This is a genomic window from Dermacoccus sp. Ellin185 (assembly GCF_000152185.1).
Classification (GTDB): domain Bacteria; phylum Actinomycetota; class Actinomycetes; order Actinomycetales; family Dermatophilaceae; genus Dermacoccus; species Dermacoccus nishinomiyaensis.
On record NZ_AEIQ01000044.1, the window covers coordinates 1 to 1,294 of the forward strand.

Annotated in this window: 2 protein-coding genes; one reads left to right on the forward strand and one right to left on the reverse strand. The window is 69.9% G+C overall.

Translation table 11 applies throughout. The annotated features are described in order from the left end of the window. The coding region (locus HMPREF0321_RS16690) for a hypothetical protein (protein ID WP_217490514.1) at positions 1 to 187 on the reverse strand (187 nt) is incomplete at its 3' end. A gap of 54 nt (positions 188 to 241) precedes the next feature. Between HMPREF0321_RS16690 and HMPREF0321_RS03240 the strand changes: the two genes are divergently transcribed. Continuing rightward, a complete protein-coding gene (locus tag HMPREF0321_RS03240; RefSeq protein WP_006944150.1) occupies positions 242 to 877 on the forward strand; it encodes a hypothetical protein in 636 nt (211 codons plus the stop codon). Positions 878 to 1,294 lie beyond the last annotated feature (417 nt).

Here is a 1,294-nt window from a genome sequence, read left to right on the forward strand (position 1 = left end):
CGCGATTCTTGGTCACATTCGCATCGGCGCCCGGCGGGAGCACCTCGGCGTCCGTGGCGGCGTCGAAGGTGGACGAGAATCGCAGATGGGGACGCCGTTCGCAGAGGTGGACGAGAATCGCGAAGGTGGACGAAATTCGCAGATGGGGACAGGAATCGCCGTTGAGGACGGGCGCAGGCTCGGGCACGGGCCCTCTCTGAGGGCTGGCGGTAGGCTGCGCCGAGACGAGAGGAATGACCGCATGATCCCCTTGGACGAGGCCAGCGCCGCCGTCATCGAACACTGTCAGAGCGGCTCACGCGTCCTGCTCGGTCTTGCCGGCGAGCCGGGCGCAGGGAAGTCGACGGCGGCCGCCCGCTTGCTGCTCGACGCCGACCAGGCCGGCGTCACGGCCGCCGTCGTGCCGATGGACGGCTTTCACCTCGCGCACAGCGTCCTCGAAAGCCGGGCCATGACGGACGTCAAGGGCGCGCCCGAGACGTTTGACGCGCACGGCTTCGTCACGCTCGTCGAACGCATCCACGCCCAGCGACCCGGCGATCCGACGATCTGGGCCCCCGAGTTCCGCCGAGAGATCGAAGACGCGGTGGCCGGCGCGATCAAGGTGCCCGCCGACACACAACTCGTCATCGTCGAAGGCAATTACGTGCTTCTTGACGAGGAGCCCTGGGCCCGCCTGGCGCTGCTGTTCGACGCGGCGTGGATGCTCACTCCCTCAGCCGAGCGACGCCTGGCCCGTCTCATGGCCCGCCACGAGTCGTACGGCAACGACCCGGCCGGCGCCCGACGACGCGCCCTCGGACCGGATCAGACCAACGCCGAACGCGTCCGCGCACACTCGCAGCGACCCGGCGTCACCATGGTCGACCCCGGCTGACGACAGCGCGGCCGGTCAGCCGCCGCTGCCGAGGGTCATGGGCGCGCACCACGCCGTGGCACCCCACGGGAACTGCGCCCACGGGAAGATGACCTGGATCTCCTGGAGGTCGAGCACCTGCCATCCGGCAGGTGCGTTCGTACCTCCGACACGGACCGGATCGAAGCACATCCATCGACCGATCTGGAGCCCCCGACCCCACGCCGGATCAAAGCCTGTCCCCGGCGCAGGGGGCGTCGTCGGGCCGGTCGACGTACTCGGCTCAGGCGACGTGGGCTGCGGCGACGTCGGTTCCGTCGTCGTCGGCGGGTTGACGATGCTCGTCGTCGGCGACGTCGGTTCCGGGCTCGTCGCCGGCGGTGATGTCGGTTCCGCTGTCGTCGGCGGAACGACGATGCTCGTCGTCGGCGACGTCGG

Excerpts from the sequence above, each read along its gene's own strand:
- HMPREF0321_RS03240 (WP_006944150.1), top strand. The coding sequence starts at position 242 with ATGATCCCCTTGGACGAGGCCAGCGCCGCCGTCATCGAACACTGTCAG.